The organism is Paenibacillus sp. 01T47, from assembly GCF_056398245.1.
This window is the reverse complement of record NZ_JBFTPA010000002.1, coordinates 350,132-370,081: the sequence shown is the minus strand read 5'-3', so window position 1 is coordinate 370,081 and position 19,950 is coordinate 350,132. Positions and strand designations below refer to the sequence as shown.

At 45.2% G+C, this 19,950-nt stretch carries 15 protein-coding genes and 1 pseudogene; 12 read left to right on the top strand and 4 right to left on the bottom strand.

Annotation, left to right across the window (positions count from 1 at the left end):
• The 5 genes from AC1DOV_RS05695 to AC1DOV_RS05675 all read left to right on the top strand — a co-directional run bounded on the left by AC1DOV_RS05695 (position 1) and on the right by AC1DOV_RS05675 (position 9,263).
• Positions 1–897, top strand: coding sequence for a carbohydrate ABC transporter permease (locus AC1DOV_RS05695; RefSeq protein ID WP_441875418.1), 897 nt, complete (start codon positions 1–3; stop codon positions 895–897).
• 25 nt (positions 898–922) lie between these two features.
• Positions 923–2,515 (top strand): extracellular solute-binding protein, encoded by a 1,593-nt coding sequence (locus AC1DOV_RS05690; protein ID WP_477549597.1) that lies wholly within the window; start codon positions 923–925, stop codon positions 2,513–2,515.
• Between the two features lie 83 nt (positions 2,516–2,598).
• The gene (locus AC1DOV_RS05685) at positions 2,599–6,288 is read left to right on the top strand and encodes an Ig-like domain-containing protein (protein WP_477549406.1); all 3,690 of its coding nucleotides are present in this window, start codon (positions 2,599–2,601) and stop codon (positions 6,286–6,288) included.
• Between the two features lie 134 nt (positions 6,289–6,422).
• Positions 6,423–8,165: a hypothetical protein gene (locus tag AC1DOV_RS05680; RefSeq protein WP_477549405.1), complete on the top strand. Its 1,743-nt coding sequence runs from the start codon at positions 6,423–6,425 to the stop codon at positions 8,163–8,165.
• A gap of 42 nt (positions 8,166–8,207) precedes the next feature.
• Entirely contained in the window at positions 8,208–9,263 is a 1,056-nt protein-coding gene (locus tag AC1DOV_RS05675) for a glycoside hydrolase family 88/105 protein (RefSeq protein ID WP_477549404.1), read from the top strand.
• Between the two features lie 69 nt (positions 9,264–9,332).
• Here the strand turns inward: AC1DOV_RS05675 and AC1DOV_RS05670 are convergent, their stop codons facing one another.
• Complete coding sequence (locus AC1DOV_RS05670) at positions 9,333–10,142, bottom strand: phytanoyl-CoA dioxygenase family protein (protein WP_477549403.1); 810 nt, start codon at positions 10,140–10,142, stop codon at positions 9,333–9,335.
• 112 nt (positions 10,143–10,254) lie between these two features.
• Between AC1DOV_RS05670 and AC1DOV_RS05665 the strand changes: the two genes are divergently transcribed.
• The gene (locus AC1DOV_RS05665; protein ID WP_477549402.1) at positions 10,255–11,058 is read left to right on the top strand and encodes a helix-turn-helix domain-containing protein; all 804 of its coding nucleotides are present in this window, start codon (positions 10,255–10,257) and stop codon (positions 11,056–11,058) included.
• Between the two features lie 100 nt (positions 11,059–11,158).
• On the opposite strand, the gene AC1DOV_RS05660 is transcribed toward AC1DOV_RS05665, so the two are convergent.
• Complete coding sequence (locus AC1DOV_RS05660; protein ID WP_477549401.1) at positions 11,159–11,566, bottom strand: hypothetical protein; 408 nt, start codon at positions 11,564–11,566, stop codon at positions 11,159–11,161.
• A 188-nt stretch (positions 11,567–11,754) separates the two neighbouring features.
• Between AC1DOV_RS05660 and AC1DOV_RS05655 the strand changes: the two are divergent.
• Together AC1DOV_RS05655 and AC1DOV_RS05650 are read left to right on the top strand one after the other, a co-directional pair.
• Positions 11,755–12,273 (top strand): annotated as a pseudogene (locus tag AC1DOV_RS05655) (TerD family protein); the annotation flags it as partial.
• A 63-nt stretch (positions 12,274–12,336) separates the two neighbouring features.
• Complete coding sequence (locus AC1DOV_RS05650; RefSeq protein ID WP_477549596.1) at positions 12,337–13,017, top strand: vWA domain-containing protein; 681 nt, start codon at positions 12,337–12,339, stop codon at positions 13,015–13,017.
• Positions 13,018–13,090: 73 nt separating this feature from the next.
• Here AC1DOV_RS05650 and AC1DOV_RS05645 read toward each other — a convergent pair whose 3' ends face one another.
• The gene (locus AC1DOV_RS05645) at positions 13,091–14,584 is read right to left on the bottom strand and encodes a stalk domain-containing protein (protein ID WP_477549400.1); all 1,494 of its coding nucleotides are present in this window, start codon (positions 14,582–14,584) and stop codon (positions 13,091–13,093) included.
• Between the two features lie 264 nt (positions 14,585–14,848).
• On the opposite strand from AC1DOV_RS05645, the gene AC1DOV_RS05640 reads away from it, so the two are divergent.
• The 3 genes from AC1DOV_RS05640 to AC1DOV_RS05630 all read left to right on the top strand — a co-directional run bounded on the left by AC1DOV_RS05640 (position 14,849) and on the right by AC1DOV_RS05630 (position 18,104).
• Positions 14,849–16,255: a sialate O-acetylesterase gene (locus AC1DOV_RS05640; protein ID WP_477549399.1), complete on the top strand. Its 1,407-nt coding sequence runs from the start codon at positions 14,849–14,851 to the stop codon at positions 16,253–16,255.
• A gap of 287 nt (positions 16,256–16,542) precedes the next feature.
• Positions 16,543–17,292 carry a phytanoyl-CoA dioxygenase family protein gene (locus tag AC1DOV_RS05635; protein ID WP_477549398.1) on the top strand — a complete coding sequence of 250 codons (750 nt, stop codon included), beginning with the start codon at positions 16,543–16,545 and terminating at the stop codon, positions 17,290–17,292.
• Positions 17,292–18,104, top strand: coding sequence for a helix-turn-helix transcriptional regulator (locus tag AC1DOV_RS05630; protein WP_477549397.1), 813 nt, complete (start codon positions 17,292–17,294; stop codon positions 18,102–18,104). Before AC1DOV_RS05635 ends, AC1DOV_RS05630 begins: the two co-directional genes overlap by 1 nt.
• A 36-nt stretch (positions 18,105–18,140) precedes the next feature.
• Here AC1DOV_RS05630 and AC1DOV_RS05625 read toward each other — a convergent pair whose 3' ends face one another.
• Positions 18,141–19,031, bottom strand: a complete 891-nt coding sequence (locus AC1DOV_RS05625) for a LysR family transcriptional regulator (RefSeq protein WP_477549396.1) — start codon at positions 19,029–19,031, stop codon at positions 18,141–18,143.
• Between the two features lie 167 nt (positions 19,032–19,198).
• On the opposite strand from AC1DOV_RS05625, the gene AC1DOV_RS05620 reads away from it, so the two are divergent.
• Positions 19,199–19,813 (top strand): acyl-CoA thioesterase, encoded by a 615-nt coding sequence (locus AC1DOV_RS05620; protein ID WP_441875593.1) that lies wholly within the window; start codon positions 19,199–19,201, stop codon positions 19,811–19,813.
• Positions 19,814–19,950: the final 137 nt, after the last annotated feature.

Below are 19,950 nucleotides of genomic sequence, written 5' to 3'. Positions count from 1 at the left end.
GTGAAAAGGAATGCTGCCGCAGCTTTTGTGCTGTCATCGATTAGCAAAATCATCCTTTATACGTTTCTTGGCCTCTCGTCCTTAATCGCCCTGTTCCCGCTATGGTATGAGGTGGCGGCATCCTTTAGCAGCAGCCGGGCAATTACAGCCGGAGAAGTGATGCTGTGGCCAATTGAATTCAATCTGCATGCTTACGATCGGCTATTTGATGACGGACAAATTTTGATCGGCTTGCGAAATACGGTCTTGATCACGGTTGTTGGTACCGCGTTGAACATGATCATGACGATACTGGCTGCCTATCCGCTTTCAAGACGCCGCTTGATGGGACGCAGCGGACTGCTAATGTTCGTTACGTTCACGATGTTATTCGTTTCTGGGATCATTCCGAGCTTCATTCTCGTCAAGACACTGAGCTTAATGGACACCTACTGGGCATTATGGCTGCCAGGGCTGATCAGCACGTATAACATGTTTGTGATGAAAACGTTCATGGAAGGCCTTCCGGATGAAATTGAAGAGTCGGCTGCTATGGACGGAGCTGGAGATTGGCGGGTTTTAATGCAGATCATGCTTCCGCTTTGCAAGCCGATTATCGCCTCCTTGTCGCTGTTCTACGCCGTTGGCTGGTGGAACTCCTATTTCAGCGTTCTTCTTTATATAACAAAAACGACGTCACAGTCCTTGATGGTGAAGCTGTATCAGATGATTAATCAAGTGGATGCAAGCCTGCTTAACAATACTGGGGGAAGCGAGGGTGCGGGGCAAATCTTGTTAACGCCCGAAGGCATCAAAGCTGCGGCCATCGTCATTGCGGTCACGCCGATTCTATGCGTATATCCGTTCCTTCAGAAACATTTTGTAAAAGGTGTCTTGATCGGTTCGGTTAAAGGTTAATAAGGAAAAGGGGATGATGTATTTGATGAAATGGAACAAAATTCGTAATTTGATCATGATGGCTAGCTTAATTGTTGTACTGCTGGTTGGCTGCACGGGGAAATCAGAGCCGACTAAACCTTCTGCTGCACCGAATAAGACTGATGCGCCAGCACCAGTGGTAGAGCAAAAGAAAGAGATTAGCGTATCTATCCTTGATCGGGGCGAAGTGTCATCGGAGGAAGGCAGCTATGAAAACAACCGCTGGACGAAGTGGATCAATGAGAATGCTCCTGCAAAGGTGAAATGGGTACCCGTGCCGCGTACGCAGGTACAGCAAAAATTAAACACGCTGATTGCATCGGGCACGGCTCCGGATCTCATATGGGAATATGACCGCAGCTATATCAGCCAGCTCGCTGCGCAGGGCGCGATCCAGCCGATCGACGAATATATCGAAAAATACAGCACAACGTACAAAGCTTATTTGGCTAAGCATCCAGAACTTAAACCCTTCCTAACGATAAATGGAAAAATGTATGCGGTTGCAAGTGCGCGTGGACAAGAAACGATAGCCAATCATGGCATTATGATTCGTCAGGATTGGTTGGATAAGCTAGGTTTGAAAGCTCCGACAACAGTTGAAGAATTAATTGAGGTTGCACGAAAGTTCAAAGAGGGCGATCCGGACGGCAACGGCACGGCAGACACGGTTCCAATCACCTTTAATTACAACGGAGTGCAAATTTTAAGAGCCCTTTTCTTCAATAACGAGAACCAATGGTATCTGGAAGCTGGCAAGCTCACGTTCGGCCGGATACTGGATCGATATACCGATTCGCTTGCTTTGCAGAAGCAGCTTTTTGACGAAGGGTTAATCGATAAGGAATACATTACGGATACGAATTTTCAACGCTCGCTGCAGCTTTGGACGACAGGCAAGTCGGGTATTTATCTTGGCTCATGGTCAATGGGCGCAGAGTTTGTAGATTTGAAGAAAAATGTGCCGGATGCAAAAGTAGTGCCTTTGGAGCCTGTCTCTTCGAAGTATGGAAAAAATGGCCTTTATCAGGAAGTACCGGCCAATATGTATATCGCTTTTAATACCAATATGAAGGAGGACAAAATCGAAGCAGGCGTCAAATTTTTGGACTGGATGCTGGAGCAGGGCTGGGAGCCGCTCAGAATCGGAGAGAAGGACGTTCATTATAAGCTCGTGGGTGAAGTTCCGCAGAAGACCGACGCTGATAAGTTCAAGAAGGAAGTGTTTTATGCAAGAGAGTATGCGATCTTGAACGAATGGGATCCGAAGCCGGAATGGTATGCGGTGATGGCGGCGCAGGATCCGATTTCTCAAGAGCAGGCCGTGCTTAAAGCAGCAGGTCTTGAGATTGCGATGAAAAATAAATACAGACGGGATATTGCCTATAATCCTGATCTGCCTGAGGTCAGCCAACTGATTGCTACCTTCGCTCCGATTGCGCAGCAAATTGAAGCCAAGATCGTAACTGGAGGAGGCGCGCTTACGCCGCAGGCTGGAATGGAGGATATTCGCAAGGAATGGAAGCGTTTGGGCGGTGAAAATGTAGAGAAGTTAGTGCAGGAGTGGTATGAAACGAACAAAGAGCATCTGAAGTAGAGGGGAAGGCCCTTCCTGAATGCGGGAGTTACTTTTTCGGGAAGGGTTAATCGCCGATCCGAGTAGCAAAGGATGGATGGAAAATGATGACCATGAAAAAAGTTTTTTCATTATTCCTCGTCTTTGCATTGATCATGACGGCATCTGGTACGCTTGGCGAAAATGAACATGCAGCGGCTGCAGAAGCGGTGGTCGCAGAGCTGCAAGCTGGCGATTATGAAAGCTCCGACGAAGTATGGGACTTCCTGCTGGGAGCCGAATTTCCCGGAGCGCAAGGAAGCTTTACAAGAGATCAGTCTGTATTCAAAACAGGTCTTTCCTCGGCCAAGGTGACTGGCGATTTTAATGGCGGCGGCTCTTACGTTGCACTAGAGCGGTATCTGACGAAACGAATAGTTCCGGCGGATGCTGTAAGCTTATCCTTTTGGGTGAAAACTGCGGATGCTGCATCGATTTATATTGTACTAATGGACGGAACGAACCAAAACCACTCGCAAAGGCTGGTGCTTCAGCCGACAACGGATTGGCAGAAGGTTACCGTGAATGCTTTTAATGCCGGCAGCGAATATACGCACTGGGGAGGCGCCAATGACGGAGCCTTTCATCCGTCGCTTAAGAAGATGACGATCAAGGTGGCACGGGCAGGACTGCGCACGGGGCTTAAGAGCGGCTCGGTATGGTTCGACGATCTCCGAATCAAGGTGACTGTACCTGATTTAGCCATCGCTCAAACGCAGGTTGGCAACGTATTTGCTGGTGCAAGCAAAGGCACTTTTGATGTATTAACGACGGGAGATACCGTCACATGGCAAACCAATGATGCTTGGGGAGAGCCCGGTTCATCTGGAAGCGCGCCGGTTACCGGAGGCAAGATCAGGCTTGAGGTGCCGGTACAATCAGATGGCTATTATCGTTTAAAACTATCAACTTATCAAGCGGGAACTTTGCTTAAAACAACAGAGACGACATTCGCGGCTGTGCCAACGTTTGATTTGGCAGCAGTGACGGCATCACCGTTTGGCGTACAGACGCATTTTGCACATAGCTGGAACCGTGAGATGCTTCCTTTGGTCAAGTATGCCGGAGCCAAAAGCGTGAGGGATGCGATGTTTTGGTCTGAGATCGAGCTAAAAAAAGGCATCTACACCTATAACCCGAAATTTACACTCTATATGGAAGGATTGCTGGAGAACAGCATCGATCCGCTGATGACCTTCGCTTTTTCCAATCAATTTTATGATAATTTTCAAACGCCTTATTCGGCAGAAGCTCACGCCGCCTATGCGAATTATACGAAATCCGTACTGAACCGATTCGGCGGCCAAATCAAATGGGGCGAGATGTGGAACGAGTTCAACCTGCCCGGATTTGGAGGGAATGGGCCGGCTGCATCACAGCCCGATGTATACTTCAATCTAATGAAAGCAGGTTATGAGGCTGCCAAATCGGTGCGCCCTGATCTGAATGTGCTTGGAGGCGCGACCGCAGGCATTCCAGCCGAGTGGCTTGAAGATTTGTTCCAGCTCGGAGGGTTAAACTACATGGACACCTTATCCGTACATCCTTACCGTTATCCCGACAAGCCGGAAGGACTGCTTAACGAGGTAGCCTCGTTAAATCAACTGGTGAAAACCTATAACAACGGACAGACGAAACCCATCTGGTTCTCGGAAATTGGATGGCCGACGCAGCTTGACCCCCGCGGGGTGGATGAGAGGACACAGGCTGCCTATTTGATTCGCACCTATGTACTTGGCATGGCAGCAGGAGTGGAGAAAATCTTCTGGTACGATCTGATGGACGACGGAACGGATAAGAAATATAACGAGCATAACTTCGGTATTATTCATAATGGCGGTGATCCGCTCGGCGCGTATACGCCAAAACCGGGTTATGTGGCGTTAGCGACGGTAGCGCGGCAGTTGACTGGCGCAAGCTTAACCGGTCAGGAGATTACGAACGGCATCTATCGCTATAAATTTAAGAAGGACCAGAAAACGATTCATGTGCTTTGGTCAGGGACGGATACCGAAACCGATCTGACTTTGAAAACAAATGGACCGCTGGTCGTAACGGACATGATGGGCCGTTCAGCTACCTATACGCCGAAGGACGGGGAAATTTACATTACGGCTTCAAGCGAGCCTCTATTCATCCAAGGAAAAATCGATAAAGTCATTCAAGGAAGCAAATACAGGCTTAAGAGCGAACCTTCCTTTACCGGTGATACTATCAGCGTAACGTTATCCGTATACAAAGCATCATCTTGGAATCCGCTAAGCGCTCGCATTCAATTGCAAGGATCCATTCAAAATATACAGGCTTTTTCGGTCGGCACCTATCCTGCCGTATTTCAAGGAATAGGTGAGCCTGGCAGCTATACGGCGACGGCGGATCTTGTCGTTGGCGGCAAAAAAATCGGAGCGTTAAAAAATACAGTGGTGATCAAGCAATCGGAGGAGCTTTCTGTCAAACATGTGCTGAAGGAGGGCAGCAACTTCCTGAGAGTTCGAATCGATAATACAAAACCGGTCGATAGGCGGTTGACACAGATCGATTGGCAGGTGGGTGCAAACACCGAATCAGAAACTTATAATACGGTGCTGCCTGGTTTTACGGATTATACAATTGATCTTCCAATACCGGCACTGCCCGATGGAACTTTAACGCCTCACCAGCTTACCGTCTATTTGGATGATGGCACCGTATTGTCTTCTTCAGGCAACTTGAACAATATCACTGTCGCAAGTATGACGCCCATCGTTAACCGCACAGTGCAGGTGGATGGGTCGCTGGACGATGTAACCGATCTCCCTGGCATCGACCTGTTTGAGGAAGGCCATTCAAGAGTGGTGCCGCATAATGGGCCGGAGGATTTGAGCGGTAAGCTGTGGGTTACGTATGATAATGACCACCTCTATCTATCGGCAAAGATCCATGACGATCTATTCTCGCAAACCAAATCAGGAGATGCGATTTGGAGCGGAGACAGCATTCAATTCGCTATTTCTTTGGGAACGCCGGGAGAGGCGGCGGAATGGTATGAATACGGAATGGCGCTGACACCAGATGGACCGGAATTATATCGGTGGATGGCGATGAGTGGCGTATTGACCGGACCGGTTACAAATCGCCAGCTCCAGATTACGAGAGATGAAACAAACAAGGATACGATCTATCGGCTCGCATTGCCTTGGACGGAATTGTCGCCGATTGCTCCGAGTGACGGGATTTTAAGCTTGTCCGCTCTTGTGAATGAGAATGACGGCAATGGACGCAAAGGATGGCTGGAGTGGGGCGGAGGCATTGGGTCCAATAAACAGTCTAAACTATTTAAGCCTATGTTGATTGGAGGGGCTGGATTAGCAAGCGTTAGCGGTGTGACGCTTGACAGAAGCCTACTTGAGATGACTGCGGGTGACCCTGCAGTTGCACTTCTTGCAGCGGTGACGCCAGAGAATGCTGCGAGTAAAGAGGTAACGTGGACAACAAGCGACCCGAATGTTGCGACAGTAAATGCAGGGGAAGTTACGCCTGTCGGAGTGGGTACGGCAACGATAACGGTAACGACGATGGATGGTTTATTTACAGCCAGCTGCATCGTTACAGTCACAGCTGCTCCAGTTGTTGACCCGGAGGTTGGGACACCTGTGCCTACTGAAATCGTGGAGCCGGGGTCAACTGAATCTCCAGAACCAAGTGAAACGGTAGTGCCAGTACCTAGTGAAACGCCAGAGCCGGGAAGCTCTGAAGCTGACTCCGGCGCCAACTGACTAAAGCGCCAGAGAACAGAGCTTAACCGATACACGTTGAATGGCAGGAGATGAGCAGTTCGCCTTAATGGCGGTCTGCTCTCTGTTACTTCATTGGCGCCAACTAGGATACCGTAATTGAGAGGATGGGATATATGGATAAGACGAACAATCCAATGGATCATAAGCTGCTGCTCGGAAAAATCCATCACTGGGAGCCGTTTTTTGACCCGGAAGTCAACATGCTTGAGCTGCCCTTTCATAGTCCCGGATACCATACGACGCTTACGGTTGAGGAGTTCCCGCTTGTTCACCCTACATATCCTTCTCTTCTTTATGCACTGGCTTTGCTTGACAGCGGTTTGCCGGATTATACCACGCGAGCTTATGAAGTCATAAGCAAAGTGATTTCACTGCAAGACCAAAATCCAGCACACCTAACGTATGGCATATGGTCATGGTTTTACGAGGAGCCGCTTGCGAAAATGTCCCCGCCAGATTGGAACTGGGCTGATTTTTGCGGGAAACAGCTCGTTCAAATCGAAGTCCGGCATGGGGACAGATTACCTATGGAACTGCGAGAGCTGATCCGTCAGGCTGTATTCTGCGCATGCGATGCCATTATGAAGCGGGATGTAGGTCCAAATTATACGAATATCGCACTTATGGGTGCTTTGGTCACGCTTATCGCGGGCGAAGCATACGCTGAGCCAGAATTGGCCGATTATGGTATTCGAAGGCTGGAAAAGCTCCATGCATTTACGAATCAGCTAGGGACGTTTCATGAGTTTAACAGTCCGACTTATACGGTTATCGCCATCACCGAACTGTCCAAAATTTATAAGATGACGGCGAGCACTCAGGCTAAAGCGCTTGCGGAAGATTTGCTCGATAGTGCATGGCGCATGGTAGCAGAGCATTTTCATCCGGCGACGAAGCAGTGGTCCGGCCCGCACAGCCGGAGCTACAGTACGCTGCTAACGGATATGAAGAAGTCATTTTTGCAAATCGCTACAAACAATAGGGTTGTGTTTACATTTAAGAATGAACAGCCGTATGATGCGGAGTGGTTTGGGAGCGGGATTTGCTGTCCGCACAAGTATGATCCATTCTTCACACAGTCTGAGGAAAGGCTGCTCCAGCAGCTCTATTCTAGAAATGAACAGACCGGGCAGGAAAAGTGGGCAACAACCTACATGACCTCTTCCTTTGCGATTGGTGTGTCCAGCGAGGAAATTATGTGGAATCAAACAAGACCGCTGCTTGTTTTCTTTGATAATGGTGGAGAGGCGGCTTATTTGAAGCTGCGCGTCCTGCATGACGGCTATGATTATTGCTCAGCTGTACTGAACAGTAGAGTAGAGGGAAGTAGACTGCTGCTCGGCATCCGTTTTCTAACTGATGGAGGAGATACTCATCCGAGCCTTGATCGAATAAATGGCTGCATAGCTGCATCTGATTTGCGAATTCGGGTAGAGCTTGGCGGTTGCTTGGATAATGTAGACGCGGAAGTGAGCGGGGAAAGAGCGGAGGTTAGAATCGGTGACTGCAAAGTTGCTCTGCGTATTTTGTTTACGGCATTTGGTGCAGGGACGGAGGAGCATGACGATAAACAAAAAGACAATTGGAAGTGGGAGCTCGCGAGGAACAGCAGCAGCTTTTGCTTCGACCATATTTTACATGCAGTAGAGGACAGTACAATTGATTTTGAGAAGATGGGCAAAGCAGCTTTTCTTTTTTCGCTAGTAATTGGTGAAGCAGAGCCGGAAATTATAGTAGAGGCCTATGATGATGCTGTAGCAGCTAGATTTTCAAGCAAACAGAATGCTGCCGCAACCAGTGATGATCCAATTAAGCTATCCTTAGCATTGAAGCCTGCAGCATCACCATCAGTATAAAACGGATAAGCTGCATCATTTAATGGAGGTGGAGGAGCGGGCATGAAAACGAAGTTATCGCGGGAAATAGTGAAGCAGGCGGCTGATCGTGTATATCACTATATGCTGGAGGATCATTCCGGTAGTTGGGGCATGGATTTGAACCATTGGGACTGGGTGCCGGGAGTCGGCGTCATTGCGATGCTGTCTTATTATGAGCTTACAGGTGAATCAGAGACGATGACGGAGTTAATAAAATGGTCGCAAAATAATTTACACCTTGCGGAGAAGATCAGAGTCATCAATGCGATGGCGCCATATACGGTTTTTCCAGCGCTTTATGAGCATACGCATGACCCTGTTTTTTTGGAGACAGCAGAGCGGATTGGACAATGGATGATGACGGAGGCGCCCCGTACAAGGGAAGGTGCCTTCGAGCATACGGTTACGGAAAATGTGAAATTCCCGGAGCAGGTATGGGCGGATACTATTTTTATGGCGGTTTTGTTCTTGGCTAAACTTGCGAAACTCACTGGGAATGTGGATTATGCGAAAGAGGCCGTACGTCAGGTGGAGCTGCATTTAACGCTGCTGCAAGATAAGGATACGGGTGTGCTGTTTCATGGCTGGAATTCGGAGGCACGGAACCATCTTTCGGCTGCCCGCTGGACGAGAGCTAATGCGTGGATAGCGGTGGCGGTGCCGATGATAGTAGAAGAGCTGGAAGGTTTAGCAGTTGTTCCGAAGGAAACGCTCGAACGTTATCAATTGCTCATGCGCAGCCTTATTCGCTTTCAACATGAGGAAGGCCTATGGGCAACGGTGCTTGACCGTCCTGAATTTTATTCGGAGACGTCGGGCAGCGCCGGCATTTCTTGCGGCATTGTGAAAGCGGTACGTCAAGGCTTGCTCGATGCTGATTATTTGAATGCTGCCTACCTTGCGGCAGATGCTATCCTTCTTAAAATAAAGCCGAGCGGGGAAGTCATGGGCGTGTCCGGCGGGACGCCAATCATGCCTTCAATCGAAGCTTACAATGAGATCGCTTGTTATCCAACGCTTTATGGGCAGGGACTCGTACTCATGCTGCTGTCGGAGCTATCGGACATCTCAAGCTGATTTAAAAGGACCGTTTGCATCACGATGAGGTGAGCAAACGGTCCTTATGTGTGCCCAGCTTCGGCTTTATCAGACGCTGTCGATAACCATCTTTTTGAGCGGTACCATCGATTCTTCCGGGACATAAAATTTGAATTTATTGTCGCTGATTTGTCCAAGTAGTTGACGGCGGATCGGATCGGCATCCTTTAATAGATGCTCGTCTGCCTGATGATAGTCAATCGGACGCATCCAGATCGGGCTATAGCCGAGAAAGAGCTGCCTTCTTGTAAATTCGGATTGATTGATCGATCCGGCATGCCATAAATTTTGTGCGAAAATAAATACATCACCCGGCTTTCCGCACACTTGTACCTCGCCATCCAATTGCTGGCGCACATCCTTATGGTTCGGATTATAGGGCTGCCTGTGGCTGCCCGGAATAACCTTTGTATTGCCGCGGTTCGGCTTTGTCATATCGCTCAAAATGTAACAGACTTTTATATAATAAGTAGCCGTTAAGCCTGCAATAACCGGAAACTGTGGATGAGGGCCGTCTTGATGCCAATCGATAAAGCTGTGGGAAGCCGTCTTTATATCATTTGGATTAGGTTTTCTCACGGTTAGATGAGAAATATGCAGCTGAATATTATGTCCAAGCAAATTAACGATTAAGGGAAGGATTTCTTTGTGATCGATCAATGAGGCAATTTCAGTGTGCCGAGAGACGCTATTATAAATATTATGAGCGAAAGTATCTTCCTCCTCTGCAAGGACCTCATCGATAGCTGAATTCAGGAGGGATACCTTTTCCTGTGAAAGTATATCGGGTAAAACCAAGTATCCTTGTTCATGAAAACGGCTCATTAATTCTGGAATATTTAGCGAAGCTGTACGCATTAGCCTCTCCTCCTTCTTGTAATTAATTTTATTATATGCGACAAATTTTCGTTGTATAATGTATAGATTAATCAACTTTCTTGTAAATAATTTCATAAAAGGGATGATGGAATTGGACAAGCCTTGGTTTCGCGAGCCCGAGCTGATTTACCATGTGTTCGTGAAGGATGCTGCGCATTTTCAGAAGACAGAGGATACTTATGATCACTGGGCTTTATTCATTGTTGAAGAAGGCGGCTTTGAGTATAGAATGGGAAATTCGAGGAGCGAGAGAGCTGTAAAAGGGGAGATGGTGCTTTGTCCGCCCCATATGACCTTTTACCGTAAAACAGATGGCTTGTCATTTCATCTCATCGGGTTTCAGTGGCGGAATGCAGATAGCGCTGCCGGGGAGGACAACATCACTTTGCCCCCTACAGGAAAGCTTATTCTGCTGAACAAAAAAAGAATGAGTTCTACACTTTCGTTGCTTCGCGAAGCTCGTTATGTGAAGGATAGTCTGGCGCTGAAATACAAGCAACATCTGTTAAGGGATTTGATGTATGTCTATCAGATTGAAAGCATGAATCGTAAGATAAATTATTTATATAGCGAGAACCAGGTCCTGCAGCGCGTGGTACATATGCTTCAGCAGCAAGCGGAAGAGGGCGTTTCCTTGAAGGCGATCGCGATGGAGCTTGGCCTCAGCCAAGTGCAATTGACCAGGCTGTTTAAGCAGGAATTTCAAACGACACCAAGTTCGTACGCCGCTAATCTAAGAATGGATAAGGTTAAGCTTATGCTAGTTAATTCTTCATTAACGCTTGCGCAAATAGCAGAGCAGTGCGGGTTTACGGATGAGCATCATTTGAGCAAAAGCTTCAAGAAATCGTTTGGCATGAACCCGTCCTCTTATCGGAAAGCTTATACGATTTGAGCGAATCTATTTCGACAATAAATGCCATATAAATTTCCTTAAGGAGCATAAATAAAAAATAACCGCTGGTTTTAACCAACGGTTACCGGACAAGCTGGTATCAATAACAATAATAACGCTCCCAAATTTTGAATGAATCGTCCTTATGCTTATCCCACCAACAGATATCATCCCACCAATCATCATTGTCGAACCAATCATCATTGTCGAACCAGTCAAACCAGCCTTTCTTGTCCCAATCTTTGTCGTTCTTATTTTTGCTTGGTTGGTTTGAATGATTATTGTTATTAGTATTCTTGTTGTTGTTTTGCTTATTATTATTGCTGTTGTTGTTGCTGCTATTGCTGTTGTTTGTACTTTTCGTAATGGAGAACACAGACAAGATACTTGATAAGAAACCTTTCTTTTCATCGTATGGTTCTTTACTGGATGCAGCAAATGCGGAAGCAGGATACATACAGATGGTGATCAGCAACGTAAGTGATAAGATTTTTTTGAATTTGGACATGACATCAACACCTCCCGTCCCCGCTCTAATTGCGAACTTGATGTTCGTTATAAAGAATTTTATAATAATTATATCCTTTTGTAAACGAACATTTTGAAAAAAATGGATAGTTTGGAGGAGGACTTTAGCCATAGTTTCGTAGATAATAGAGTGAAGAATACTAGTTAAATCGAAATGGAGCGGGATGTATGTTATTGTCGAAGGGTCAAAAGGTAGATATCACTAGAGGACGCGAACTTACATCTGTGAGAGTTCAATTTGGTTGGACGTCTAGAGAATCATCGATGAGCATCGATGCTGCTGCTTTTCTATTATCTGATCGAAATATCTGCGAGAGAGATGAACATTTTATATTTTATGGCAATCCAAAAGCACACGATGGTTCGATTTCGCATGATGTGACAGATAAGAGCGGTGATAAGGAGGCAATCACGATACACTTGAAGCGGCTGAGTAAAAATACGGAAAAAATAGCTTTTACAGTGACGATTCATGAGGGCGAACGGCTTGGCCATTTTATGCAAAACGCATCGCATTTATATATTCGACTAGTAAATGGAAGTACAGATGAAGAGTTGTTCCGATTTGATTATGGCTTGGCGTTTACAAAGGAAACGGCCGTAGTAGTCGGTGAATTGTATAGATATAACGGTGAGTGGAAGTTTAATGCAATTGGGAGCGGTTTTTACGGAGGGCTTGAAGCGTTATGTACAAGCTTTGGTCTAGAGATTGAGAGGGAAGAAGCAGAGGTAGCAGCTGCTGCAGCCGAAATGACTTTATCATCCATTGATTTGCGGAAAAAGATCGTTCAAATTACGTTGGAGAAGAAAAAATTAACGAGTGTTGCGGCTAGAGTAGGTATTGTACTTGATATTTCAGGTTCTATGCAGCCATTATACAGAAATGGCACCGTGCAGGAAGTAGTGGAACGAATTCTCGCGGTTGCCAGTAAATTTGATGATAACGGGATGCTCGATGTCTGGGTTTATGATACTCATTTTAGCCGATTGCCTTCTGTTTCAGAAAAAGATTTTGATCAATACGTCCAACGAAAAATATTGGATAATAACAACATACATAAGTTTGGGCGCAACAATGAACCTCCAGTTATGGAAGATGTCATTCGTAAATATACGGTGGAAGAGGAAGCGGCCACGCCAGTATTTATTATATTCATTAATGATGGCGGAGTCGTAAAACCGATTAAAAAGGTCATTACTGCCGCAGCGGTTCAGCCGATTTTCTGGCAGTTCGTTGGCATTGGTCATTCCGATTTTGAGGTGTTGAAGCAGCTAGACACCATGGAAGGCCGGATTGTCGATAACGCAAACTTTATACATTTGGATGATATAGCAGCTGTATCTGATGAATTATTGTATGATCAGCTATTAAACGAATTTCCGAGCTGGTTGGAAGCTGCGAAAGCGAAGAGGATCGTTAGACCAAATTAATTAGCATTTTTTATTTACAGTAACGACAATGGAAAATCAAAGCCACCAGATCATTAGGTCTGGTGGCTTTTGTTTATTTGCTTATGGAAATAACTCGATTATCAGGATCCCAATCAATTTTACGATCAAGGCCTTCAATAACAAAACGCAAGGGAACCATGGTCATCGTATCGATAATCATCGGAGGATAGTCTAATGTTATCGGCTTGTCATCGATAAATGCTTCTTTCTCTCTAATGGTGAGATTCAGTGTATGGTTAGCATCCGATATGGTCATTTTCCCTTTTACGTATTCCACTTTTGCACCTAGTTCATTAAATGTACTGCGAAGCGGTACGAAAGTAACGCCTTTGTAAATATAGGGATTAGAAGTGAGCGTTATCGTCTTTCCGTCGAGCTTTACTGTGATGGCTTTCTTCACTTGGCGCAGCTTTGAAACCATTTCACTTGAAGGAATATTCATTTGATTGTAATAGTCCATAATGGTTTCACTGCCTGTTCCATATCCGAATGGTTGTTTAGACCATAGAGTTCCGTCTGCCTTCAAAATAATAAAAAAATCTTGATTAAGTGAATGGATCGCAAATTGTTTCCCATTCGAGATGCCTGCAATGGGTGATGGATCAACTAAATCTTTGGAATTATTATATAAACCCCATAATGTTCCATCGGAATGAAGTGCTGCGCAGCTAAATGTTCCACAGCTTATATCAGAAGCCGATGTTAGAAGTTTATTGAGTTTTAAACCTTTGTTTATTTCCCACACTGTACCATCCATGTCGAGAACAATCGATTTTTCCCATGTGGCAGAAACTTTTTTAGCATAAATGCCAGGTAGCTTAAATGGACTCATCAAATCTCCTGTATCGCTGCCCCATCCATTGTAATGACCCCAAATCCAAGTTTCTCCTTTCGCATTAATTGCTGCTGAAAGGAAGCTTCCTGCGTGGACGGAGACAATATCTTTTAGTCCAGCAACTTGCTTTGGAATATTTTGTTCACTGACGCGTTTGCGATAATCTTCAGGCTTATAGGCGCTGATGTCCATGCGACCCAATTGACCCAACCCGCCGTTCCCCCATGACCATACCGTGCCATCTGACTTTAATGCTAGATTATGGTCTTCTTTTGCAGCAATATCGATGACATCTGAAAGACCATTAACCATTTTAGGTTTTGTTACAATAGCTTGTGCGTTTGTATCATAGGTATCAAAACCGCTTACGCCATCACCGTTCCCGCCCCAGAACCACACTGTACCATCTTTTTTGAGTGCGAGGCTGTAAAAGCCTGTGACTTGAACTTTAGCAACGTCACTGAATACAAGTACCGCAGCCGATTTGAAACCAATGGTTCCATCTCCCAGTTGACCAGCAAAGTTATTGCCCCATGCCCATACCATTCCTTGATTGTCTAACGCTAATGCTACGTTACCAGCCATTTCGACCTGAGTAAATCCTGTGAGCGAATTGGAACTGCTTTCTGCAGCCTTTAAATTACTGAGAGGTGTTAGTGATAATGCTAATAAAACCGCAAGGCATACTTTTGTGAAAATACGTTTTTTCAAAGGTTAGCACTCCTTTTTTTGCATTTAGGCGATTACAATTGTTTGAATGGGTATTAAATTGGTCCTAATGTATAGATGCCGATGATGTATGTTACATTCTAAACGATAAATTTCCATTTTTTGTTTCACTTTTTTTTGGAAACTTTTGGCCGCGCATAAAGAAACAGCTAATGAATAAATAATTGCCAACTTGTTATATAAGTCATTCAAGAAGAAGAGTACTATTGTAAGGAGAACGAAATAGGAAAGGCGGTTTTGTTGATCATGTCATTTGGCGTTTTTTTGGAGAAAGGTCCTGTGGCTTGGGAAATTATTCAGCAAGTAGACGGAAGAGGTAAGCTTGCGTTATCGGGCACTTGGGAAGTGGACCAGGCAGTGCACATTGGTCCATTCCAAGTGTTTGCAAGAGTGGTTCATGAGAATAACGGTAGAGATGTATTAAGCTGGACACCATGTGAAATGGTGGGTGAGAATGGATGGCGAGTTAGCTTGCATGTTCCGACTGGTGGTTTATACCGCTTGGAAACTTGCTTGCAGCATGATCAGAATGCGCTACTTGGTTCAGGAGCGATACGCGGAGATATGATCCATCATATCGGTGTTGGAGATTTATGGATCATAGCCGGTCAAAGCAATGCGGCAGGTTATGGAAGAGGAACGGTAGAAGATAGTCCGATGCTAGGGGTTCATTTGCTAAGAAATAACGGATTGTGGGATCTCGCAACGCATCCGTTCAACGACTCCACGGCAACAATCCATGAGGTGAATATGGAGTGGGTAAATCCAGCACATAGTCCGTGGCTGCATTTTGGCAAGTTGTTGCAAAATGAGCTCCATTATCCTATTGGTTTCGTACAAACGGCTCTTGGCGGTTCTGCGCTTCGTGCTTGGAATCCTGATGAAGAAGGTCATCTTTATCGAAATATGATCGAAACGGTGCAGCGCTGCGGCGGCAAAGTGGCTGGCGTGGTATGGAACCAAGGCAGTTCCGACTGCAATTCTGAAAGCGCCGATACTTACTTGGAGCGTTTTACAAAGGTTGTTCAATATTGGCGTAAGGATTTGAACATAACTGAGCTTCCCTTTATAACGGTCCAGCTTAACCGCTTCACCAATATTCAAGAAGACAAAGAGCATCACGACAAACAATGGGGGAAGGTGCGCGAAGCACAGCGGCAAGCTGCAATATCCATACCTTCGGTTTCTGTCATACCTTCACTTGATTGTCCAATGTCTGACGATATTCACAACAGCCCTGCAGGAAATTTAATAATTGGGAGCCGTGCGGCGAATATAGCATTGCAAGCGGTTTATGGTTTACAGCGGCAGGCGTACTCGCCTAATTTGGAACATGCCATTTACATACAGGAACATGAATCGAATTCACATGCCATTAAGCTGCGCTTTAAGCATGTATCGGAACGACTATTTGCGATAAATCCACAAGCGGATTTGTTTGGTATAGAGGACGAAGAGGGTGCTATTCTATTGAATGGCTGGACAATTATATCAAGGAATGAAGTGTTGCTTAAATTATCGAGAAAGCCAAGCGGCAAACTTAGTGTTCATGGTGCATATCAGACGAATCCGGCATCTCAGATGCTGATTGATACGGGGACTTATTTGCCGATGCTGGCTTTTTACAATGTGAAAGCGGTTGCTGAAATATAAACGATTATAAAGTAGCTAGTCTATATTTTCAGATTACAGTGTAAGAGAGCGGTTGGAGTAGAAATAGACGCTTTAAATTTGAAGTCAAATAAGCAAGGACTGTTGAACGAGCAGGTAATGCTGAGGTTAGCAGTCTTTTTTTATAATGACGGATATATCAATTTCAGACACAAAGATGATAATCAGAGCCATTGTTGAAGAAGGAACGGCGCAGTAATATACAAGTATAGCAAAACATCTGCAAGCAGCGTCAATCACACTCGAATAATGGAGAGGGGATTATCATTATGCTTACAACACAAAGGGAACTATTAAAGCCGCTATCTAAAGAACAACTGGAGCAATATCATAAAGACGGATTTGTTATTATTAAAAAAGGCTGCAGTGCGGATTTAATCGATGCTTTTAATAGACATATTTATGAACTGCGTTCTACGCCACTTGATGAAACGCCGGATTGGGCACGCACCTCCGAGAAAGCACGCTATTCTACTCGGCTGTTCAACCCGCACCAGCATGACAGCTTCTCGCGACAAGTGATGAAGCTTCCGATCGTTAGGGGTGCTCTAGCTCAGTTGATGGAAAAGGAGGCTGTTTGCGTGCAAAGTATGTTCTTCTATAAAGAGCCGGGTTCGCCTGGTCAAGCTGCGCATCAGGATTATTACTATATCAAAAACGATCCAATGACCATGGTTGCCGCTTGGATTGCGATGGAAGAGCAGGTAGATGTACAAAACGGCTGCTTATGGGTTATTCCTGGGACGCATAAGCTTGGGCTTCTGCCGCATGGCAAGGTGAAAAATGTCGATGAGCATGAAGAATGGACGGACGAGACAGAAGGCATCGATTTAAATCAACAGATTCCTGTTATTATGGAAAAAGGAGATATTCTTTTCTTCCATGAGCTTTTAATTCATTCCTCTAACCGTAATCGGAGCACGGACCGCTGGCGTCGTTCTTATGTTTGTCATTACATTCGTGAGGATTCAGCAGTTACATTGCGTGAAGATCTGCGCGAGAAATATGCGTTGATTTAATGGCTAATTCCGTATCGTTCAACAGAATCAAATCGGCTTACGCAGGCACAGTTATTTATCCGGCTAACGGTCGTTATGGCCCTCGTGTACAAGAGGATATACAGCTCGTACTGCTGCATTCGGGCGAGATGAGCATTGAGATTGATGATGAAGTTCATGAGATAACGCCTGGGTCTGTCGTGCTGCTAAAGCCTGGGCACCATGAACTGTTTACATTTTCGAGCAAGGGTGAAACCTGGCATCGCTGGATATCTATTCATATTGAGGACTTATCCGAGACGGAAAAAGATTACTTCGAGGAACTTCCGCTATGTCAGCGCATCTCGGAGGAGATGAATCGATTAACAGATTTAATGCTTTCTGTGCAATATGCTCATCCATCCGAAAGTGATCTGCTTCGCAGCTTGGGTATGTCAGCGATCCTGTTATATGTCTCTGAAATGTCGCGGACTCGAGCACTTGAGGAGATTCATCCGTCTATTTTAACAGCGAAAAGTCTGATTCACAGTACTTACCACGAGGAGATAACTTTGACTATGCTCGCGGAGCATGCAGGAGTCTCGCCAGAACATCTTGTTCGATTGTTTCGAATGAGCGAAAAAACGACCCCGATTAAGTACCTGTGGCATTATCGGGTGTTAAAGGCTGTTGAATATTTAACCCATACTGGTTTATCCATTACTGAGATTGCAATTAGATGCGGGTTTAAATCAACCTTCCATTTTGCAAGGATAGTTAAAAAGCAGATGGGGAAGACACCAACCGAAGTAAGGCAGTTCTCATGGAAAGGCAATCAAATAGACAAAGCATAAAAAAGTTCGCAGTGAATTTCCTGCGAACTTTTTTTCTTATTTCTTCTGAAGCTCTGCTTCTATAAAACGAATCCATTCGCGCGAAGCGAAGGATAAGTACTTGTCTTTGCGCCATATCATCGACAATTGCCATGGGATTACAGGCTGAACAACGGAAACCGAAGCAAAACGTTTTTTGTCCAGCTGTCTGCATATGCCCTCAGGCAATAGCGTTACACCGTATTTAGCTGCAATCATTTCCGTCATGAAATCCCATTGCGAGCTCTCAAACACGATTTTGGGCTCGAAGCCTGCTGCTTCACAATGTTCTTTAATTAAATGATGGATCGTAAAATCTTTGCGAAACATAATAAATGGCTCTGATTCTAGCTGCTTCATCTCAATCATGCTCTGACCAGCAAGCTTGTGTTCAGCATGAACAACAAGGCGTAAATTCTCGTTGATGCAGGGAAGGATATGATACCGTTCCACGTCCTTAACGGGAAGAATGACCATACTGAAATCCAGTTCTCCATGGAGAATATCCTGTTCCAAGCTTTTCCCGCCCTGTTCAATGACATGCAATCGAATTTGAGGATAATGAGACAAAAATTTCTCAATAATGAGCGGTAAAAAATATCCACCTACCATAGGAGGAATGCCTAAGCGCAGCGTTCCTTTTTTTAATTTTACAACTTCCTCAAGTTCACTCGACATATCCTCAAAGGATTGTATAATCTGTTTCGCTGAACGGAGAATCGATAGGCCAGCATCCGTCAATTCGATCTGCTTGGAGGAGCGATCTATCAGCTGTGCACCAAGATCCTCTTCAAGCAACCGTACCATTTTTGATAATGAGGGCTGGGTTACATGCAGCTTGCGTGCGGCTTGTGTGAAGCTGCCCGCTTCAGCAACCGCGACAAAATAATTTAAATGTTTAAGATCCATTTATATTGCTCCTTCAGCTTTAGAGCAGGAATCAATTGATAATCTGCTTTATGAGCACCTATAGTGAAAAGGAATGAAAACTATGCGATATATGTATTTTACCTATATATAAGATGGGTGTAAACTTAGCGTTATCGAAAAATTTTATGAAGAAAAAAGGTGTTACCATGAACGTATTAGAAAAATTAGTTGTCCCTTTATCATCAAGACCAGCATCAGCATCACTAACCATTAAGGAATCGATTGTTCTGCCGCCAGATACCAATCATCACGGAACGATTTTTGGTGGAAAGCTTATGGCATATATAGATGATGTAGCTACGATAGCCGCAACGAAGCATGCTCGTCGTCCCGTCGTTACGGCTTCAACGGACTCCGTCGATTTTCTTCATCCAGTAAGAAAAGGCGATGCAGTAAGCTTATCAGCTTTCGTTACTTGGTCACATAAAACGTCTATGGAGGTGTTTGTCCGAGTAGTGACGGAGGATTTGCTTACAGGCGGTCGCAAGGTGTGCGCTACCTCATTCCTGACGTTTGTTGCATTAGGTGATGACGATAAACCAACAGTAGTGCCTGGCGTATTAGCCGAATCAGATGAAGAGCGGCTATTGTTCTCTACTGCACCAGATAGGAAAGAGGCAAGACGTATACGAAGACAAGAGAGTAAGCATTTTGCCAACTACATGGGAACAGATTATGCTTTTAAAGAAACGCAATCCAAATCAGTCCCACAGCATTCCATTAATAAAGGTTACGAATCTGCTTGGGGCTCGGACTGGTAAACGTATAATTGGTTTCACTAAGCTGCTGTAATTGATTACAGCAGTTTTTCTTATTCAAGGTGGTAAATTGTTTTGAAAATAAGGATAACCTGTTGCCGCATATCCTATAACGAGCAAAAATTCGTTCAAAGGAGCAT